Here is a 6,255-nt window from a genome sequence, read left to right as displayed (position 1 = left end):
CTGTCCCTCGCCGCGACGCTAGCGCATCCGCGAAACTCGGTTGCCCAACCGGCCGATATGCCATCCCAGCCCTCTCCACAGCTAGGTCGCCAGTGAATCGCAGATTCGCCTTTATGCAAAGCTCTCGCAAGCGGGAGAGGGGGAAGAAAACTCACCCCGCGCTGTTCTCGATCAATCGCCGGTAAAACCGGATCATGTCGGCATAGCCCTCGAGGCTGAGCCGTTCATTGGTGCCGTGAAACCGCTTCAGGTCATCCGACGTCGCGCGCACCGGCGAGAAGCGCAAAATGGTGTCGGTGACACCGGTGAAGTGGCGCGAATCGGTCGCGGCCACCATCAGGCCGGGGGCTACGATCACGTCGGGAAAAATCTCGCGGATGGTCCGGTTCAGCATCTTGAAGGATGGACCCGCGGTGCCGGTTACCGGCGGCGGATCGGTGTTGCCGGGAAACGGCTCGACGGCGATGCGCTCGTTGCCGACGGTGGCGCGGACATGATCGATCACGCTGGCCTGGGTGTCGCCGGGCATGAGCCGGAAGTTGACGGTGGCCGCGGCATTGCCGGGCAGTACGTTATCCTTGTCGCCGGCATTGAAGATGGTCAGCGCCGTAGTGGTGCGGACCGTCGCCTCGGTCGGTCCGGTCTTCTCGAATTCGCGCAACAACAGCGGCTTGAACAGCCAGAGGTTCGACAGCACGACGCGGCTGAAGCCGCTCATTTCGGGCGCCACCGTGTCGAACATTTCCGAAACGGTGCCGCGAATCTGCATCGGCAGGCGATGGTCTTCCAGCCGCGCCAGCGCCGCGCTCATCATGCCGATCGCGGTCTGGCGCGGCGGCATCGAGGAATGGCCGGGGGTCGCCTGCGCGGTCAACACCAGCGTCGCGTAGCCCTTCTCGGCGATGCCGATCAGCGCCGCGGGCTTGTCGAGACCCTTCATGATGCCGTCGGTGATCAGCAGGCCTTCGTCGAGCAGGAAGTCGAGCTTGATGCCGCGCGAGGCCAGCGTGGCGGCGATCGCCTTGGCGCCCCTGGTGCCGGCAACTTCCTCGTCATGGCCGAACGCGAAATAGATGGTTCGTTTCGGGGCAAAGCCCTGCTTCGCCATCTGCTCGGCGGCCTCCAGCATCGCATAGAGGTTGCCCTTGTTGTCCCACGATCCGCGGCCCCAGATGTAGCCATCGGCAATGACGCCCTCGAACGGCGGCTGCTGCCAGTCCCTCTCGGTGCCCGGCGCCACCGGCACCACGTCCTGATGCGCCAGAAACGCGATCGGGGCCGCCCTGGGATCGGTGCCCTGCCATGCGTAAAGCAGGCTGTGGCCGCCGATCAGTTCGCGCTTCGCCGCGGCATGAAACGCCGGAAAGCTTTTCTCGATATGCGCCCGCAAGCCTTGCAGCGCCTCGGCGCCCTGCTCGGGATTGAGAAAATTCGAAATGGTCTGGAAACGGATCGCCTCGGACAGCCGCATCGCCGCGCCCTGGTCGACCGTCGCGCGCGGCACCGCGGCGACCTCGATCTGCCGCGAGCGGTGCGAGAAGACATTGTACAGCAGGATAGCTGCGAGCAGGATGATGGCCGCGATCAGGAGCAGCAAGAAATTACGGATGATTCTGATGAGCCGGCGCATTGGGGTCCTCGTTCCCCGGACGCAGCGCAGCGCGTAGCGATGCGCTGCAGAGCCGGGGTCCATCTTTTACTGCGAGTGGTCCCGGCTCTGCGGCGCACCGCCAGGAGGCGCTGCACCGCGTCCGGGACACGGGAGCAAGACGGCGCCTACTTCGCTTTCGCCTTGGCGCGGGCGATACCTTCCTCGATCAGCCGGTGCGCGTCCTCGGCGCCGCCCCAGCGCACCACCTTGACCCATTTGCCGGGCACGAGATCCTTGTAGTGCTCGAAGAAGTGCTGGATCTGCTGCAGCGTGATTTCAGGCAGGTCGCTGTAGGTCTTCACCTTGTCGTAGCGCTGGGTCAGCTTGGAGGACGGCACCGCGATGATCTTCTCGTCGCCGCCGGCCTCGTCTTCCATCAGGAGCACGCCGACCGGCCGCACGCTCATGACAGCGCCCGGGACGATGGCACGGGTGTTGGCCACCAGCACGTCGCAGGGATCGCCGTCGCCCGACAGGGTGTGCGGGATGAAGCCGTAATTGCCGGGATAGCGCATGGCGGTATAAAGAAACCGGTCGACGACGAGCGTGCCGGCTTCCTTGTCCATCTCGTATTTGATCGGCTCGCCACCGACAGGAACTTCGATGATGACGTTGACGATGCGCGGCGGGTCGATTCCGAGCGAGATGGCGTCTATGCGCATGAATGGCTCCGCGTGGGTGTGAAGTCAGCTCGCCTGAACAGGGCCTTGTAAACAAGGCCTTGGATAGGACGCGACGCGGGCCGAAGCCAGCCTCGATTTGTCGCAAAATACGGCTGACCTCAGTTGGTCCAGGCGAAGGCGACCTTGTCGAGCGACTTCGCGCCGAATTTCTCGGAACTGCGCGCGACCATGCGGCCGCCGAGGGCGCGATAAAACTCCGTCGCCGGATCGTTGTCGGAGAGGGCCCAGATCACCATGCTCTTCAACCCGCTCTGCAACAGGTCGCGGCGCGCCGCGGTGAACAGCCGGCGGCCGAAGCCGAGACCCTGAAATTCCGGCCGCAGATAGAGCTCGTAGATCTCGCCTTCGAAGTGCAGGCTGCGGGCGCGGTTACGGCCGTAATTGGCATAGCCCGCGACCTTGTCGCCGAACACCAGCACGCTGACGCGACTGCCCTTGCGGATCGCGCTGTCCCACCATTGCGGGCCGCGGCGGTTGATCAGCTTCTCCAGCTCGGCACCGGGGATGATGCCCTGATAGGCCGAACGCCAGGCTTCGTCATGGGTGGACGCCACCGCGGCTGCGTCCGCAGCTTTGGCCGGTCGAACCTCGATCAGGGTTGTGCTCATGGTGCTGATCAAAGCAAGTCGGCGCGTCCGCTTCAAGGTCTATCGTTAATTATCGGTTAACCTGTGGATTTTTTGCATCAGTCTTGCCGGCCAGTTGTACCGAAAAAGGACAGAAGCCTGTGGGAATGGCATCCGGCGGATGGTTTGATGCTGCGAATGATTCTTAACGGTGCGTTTTGCTGCAGGGACTTACGGAAAATGCACCGGGAGTGATTCGGCGTGGGTATTCTGTTCCGCAAATCCGGGCTCGCCCCTTGGCCCGCGTCAGGCAAATCATGCGGTCGCTCAAAGCATATTTCGTCCTGGTTGTGCTTGGATCGCTCTGTATCCCAAACGCGTTCGCGCAAGTCAGGCTGGGCGCGCAAGGCGCGGAAGCCGAGCCGGGTCGCATGCAGCAATGGCTGGTACCCTCACCGGCGATGGACGTTGCGTCGCGCGCGCGGCTGTTTCGGCCGGCCGGCGATGGGCCGTTCCGGCTGGCGGTGATTGCACACGCCTCGACGCAGAACGTCTTGCGTCGCGCGCAAATGCCGCAACCTGAATATCGCGCGTTGGCGGGTTGGCTGGTGGCGCGCGGCTTTGCCGTGCTGGTGCCGGAACGTCCCGGCCACGGCGGCGGTGGACGCTATCTGGAAGACCAGGGCGGCTGCGACGAAGCTGACTATGCGCGCGCCGGACGCGCCACCGCGGATGCGATCGCGGCGGCGGCGGGCTTTATGCGCAAGCAATCCTTCATTCGGCCGGACGGCATGGTCATTGTCGGGCACTCCGCCGGCGCGTGGGGTGCGCTGGCGCTGGCCGGCAAAGACCCGAAAGACGTCTCGGCCATCATCGCCTTCGCGCCCGGACGCGGCGGCCATGCCAACGACCAGCCGAACAAGGTTTGCGCGCCGCATACGCTGATGGCGGCGGCCGCCGAATTCGGCAAGGCCGCGCGGGTGCCGGTGACCTGGCTGGTGGCGGCGAATGACACGTATTTCTCGCCCGAGCTGTCGCGGCGGATGGCGGACGCGCTTCGCGGCGGTGGTGGCAAAGTCGAATTTCGCGTGCTGGCGGCATCCGGCAGCGAGGGGCACTGGCTGGCGGAAAACGAAGCCGGCGTAAAACTTGCTGGTCCCGAACTGGACCGGGCGCTGAAGCCGGCTCGTCCGGCCGCGGCGAAAAAGCGATGACGTCACGCACGACCAGCCCATGGCCGGACGATGACGTCATCCTCTACGACGGCGTCTGCGTGTTCTGCTCGCGCTGGGTCCGCTTCGTCGCGGTTTGCGACGTGGAGCGGCGCTTCCGTTTCACCGCGATCCAGTCCGGCTACGGCACGCGGCTGGCGCAGGCATTTGGCATCAACCCTGATGATCCCGACACCAACGCCGTGGTCCATGGCGGCGAGGTATTCTTCAAGTCCGACGCGGCGCTGACGGTGCTGTCGAACCTGCCGGGATGGGGTTGGGTGCGCGTCCTGTACGCGGTGCCGAAGCCACTGCGCGACGCGGTGTACAGTCTCGTCGCGCGTAATCGGTACCGGATATTTGGGAAGTATGAGGAATGCTTTGTGCCGGATGCGGGGATGCGGGCGAGGGTGATCGAATAAGATTCAATTCTGTCTCATCGTCATTGCGAGGAGCGCAGCGACGAAGCAATCCATCTTTCGTTGCCGCTGCGCATGAAAGCTGGATTGCTTCGCTTCGCTCGCAATGACGGTATTCGCTGTTAGTTCTTGGCGAGCGTATCGAGCACTTCTCCCGCCGCCCTCTCCCCGCTGTCCCTTGCCCCATGGGCCGTCGAGAAAAAATGCGGCGAGGTCGCTTCGCCCGCAAAAAACAGCCGCCCGTCGACCGGCGCCGCCAGCACCGCGCGGGCGCCGGCGTGGCCGGGCAGTGCGTGCGAATAGGAGCCGCGCGCGAACGGGTCGTGGGCCCAGCGCGATTCCGCCAGCGGCTTTAGTTTGCGGCGATAGTCATTGCCGAGGAAGCCTACGATCTCGTCGATGCTCTGCGCTGCCAGCGCGCCGTCGCCGGCGTCTTCCAGTTGTTGCGCAAAGCGTCCACCGAAGAAGCCCTCGATGCAGGGCTGGCCGAACGGGCGCAGGTGATAGGTGCCCATGTCGGTGCGCATGGTGGCGCCGCGCAGGCTGCCGTCGCTGGGAAACGCTTCCGGTTCATCGAGCGCCAGCATCACCTTGTCGGCGAGACCGAGCGGCAGGCCGCGCGCGGCATCGAGCTTTGCCGGCAGTGCGGGATGAAAGCGGATCGTTTGATCCGCGATCAGGTTGGTCGGGATGGTGACGATCACCTTGCCGGCCGTCAGCGTGCCCCGCGAGGTCTCGATCCGCAGGCGTTGTCCGGAATGGTCGATCAGCGTCACCTGGCAGCTCAGTGCCAGCGGGCAGGTTGCGCCATAGGCCGCCATCAGCGCGCCGTAGCCGCGGCGCACCCGCCAGTTGATCTCGGTGTCCTCATAGGCATCCATGTCGAGGATCGAGACCCGGTCGAGTTCGGCGCCATTGATGTAGGTCGAGATCGCATCGATCATCGGGTTCCAGCGGTTGCCGGGTTCCAGATATTGATTCGCGGCGGCGTCGCGACCGGTTCGCCTGATCTCGTCGGCCGCTTCCTCGGCGCGGTCATAAAACGCGTCGAGCGCGGTGATGAATTCGGTGCGCAGCGGTGGCGGGAATGCCTGATGCACGGCCTGCTCGCGCCACGGCGGACGGGTTTTGTCGATCTCGAAATGGAGCCGCTCGGCGATCGGGACGAAGGAATTTTCATCGGCCGAATGCAGCCAGCCGCAGCCGAGGTCGAAGGTGACATCGGGGGCAGCCTGGATGGTGTGGCCGCGCCCGCCGACGCGGTCGCGCGCTTCCAGCACGATCGTAGATAGGCCGGAGTTTTCCAGCGCGTGCGCGGCGCCGAGGCCGGCGGCGCCAGCGCCGATGATGGCGACATCGACTTCGGAGGGGAGGGACATGCGTCGTCTATCTCGTCGTCATGCCCGGGCATTCCGGGCATCCACGTCTTACTCTTGCAGTATCCAAGACAGAAATGGCCGGGACAAGCCCGGCCATGACAGTTTCGTCGGTGAACGGCGTGGTGGCTTACGCCACTGCCTGCTTCGACTTTTCCGCGCGCTTGCGGTCGTTGGCGTCGAGGTGCCGCTTGCGCAGGCGGATCGACTTCGGCGTGATCTCGACCAGTTCGTCGTCCTCGATATAGGCCAGCGCCTTTTCCAGCGTCATGCGGATCGGCGGAGTCAGGCGCACCGCCTCGTCCTTCGAGGTGGTGCGGATGTTGGTGAGCTGCTTGCCCTTGAGGAT

6 protein-coding genes and 1 pseudogene are annotated in these 6,255 nt (G+C 64.7%); 2 read left to right on the top strand and 5 right to left on the bottom strand.

Going from position 1 to position 6,255, the window contains the following annotated elements:
- Nucleotides 1-151: 151 nt before the first annotated feature.
- The 3 genes from Q7T45_RS17970 to Q7T45_RS17960 all read right to left on the bottom strand — a co-directional run bounded on the left by Q7T45_RS17970 (nucleotide 152) and on the right by Q7T45_RS17960 (nucleotide 2,942).
- Nucleotides 152-1,630 carry a M20 family peptidase gene (locus tag Q7T45_RS17970; RefSeq protein ID WP_304872365.1) on the bottom strand — a complete coding sequence of 493 codons (1,479 nt, stop codon included), beginning with the start codon at nucleotides 1,628-1,630 and terminating at the stop codon, nucleotides 152-154.
- Between the two features lie 146 nt (nucleotides 1,631-1,776).
- Entirely contained in the window at nucleotides 1,777-2,313 is a 537-nt protein-coding gene (ppa, locus tag Q7T45_RS17965; RefSeq protein ID WP_304872363.1) for an inorganic diphosphatase, read from the bottom strand.
- 119 nt (nucleotides 2,314-2,432) lie between these two features.
- Nucleotides 2,433-2,942, bottom strand: a complete 510-nt coding sequence (locus Q7T45_RS17960) for a GNAT family N-acetyltransferase (RefSeq protein ID WP_100384899.1) — start codon at nucleotides 2,940-2,942, stop codon at nucleotides 2,433-2,435.
- Between the two features lie 275 nt (nucleotides 2,943-3,217).
- Between Q7T45_RS17960 and Q7T45_RS17955 the strand changes: the two genes are divergently transcribed.
- Nucleotides 3,218-4,114, top strand: a complete 897-nt coding sequence (locus Q7T45_RS17955; RefSeq protein ID WP_304872360.1) for a S9 family peptidase — start codon at nucleotides 3,218-3,220, stop codon at nucleotides 4,112-4,114.
- The gene (locus Q7T45_RS17950; protein ID WP_304872359.1) at nucleotides 4,111-4,533 is read left to right on the top strand and encodes a thiol-disulfide oxidoreductase DCC family protein; all 423 of its coding nucleotides are present in this window, start codon (nucleotides 4,111-4,113) and stop codon (nucleotides 4,531-4,533) included. The genes Q7T45_RS17955 and Q7T45_RS17950 overlap by 4 nt, the downstream gene beginning before the upstream one ends.
- A gap of 119 nt (nucleotides 4,534-4,652) precedes the next feature.
- Here the strand turns inward: Q7T45_RS17950 and Q7T45_RS17945 are convergent, their stop codons facing one another.
- Both Q7T45_RS17945 and Q7T45_RS17940 read right to left on the bottom strand, forming a co-directional pair.
- Nucleotides 4,653-5,909: an NAD(P)/FAD-dependent oxidoreductase gene (locus Q7T45_RS17945; RefSeq protein WP_304872358.1), complete on the bottom strand. Its 1,257-nt coding sequence runs from the start codon at nucleotides 5,907-5,909 to the stop codon at nucleotides 4,653-4,655.
- A 127-nt stretch (nucleotides 5,910-6,036) separates the two neighbouring features.
- Nucleotides 6,037-6,255: pseudogene (locus Q7T45_RS17940) on the bottom strand (translational GTPase TypA); the annotation flags it as partial.

The sequence above is a fragment of the Bradyrhizobium sp. genome (genome assembly GCF_030646015.1).
GTDB lineage: Bacteria > Pseudomonadota > Alphaproteobacteria > Rhizobiales > Xanthobacteraceae > Bradyrhizobium.
This window is presented reverse-complemented; position numbering and strand designations above follow the sequence as displayed.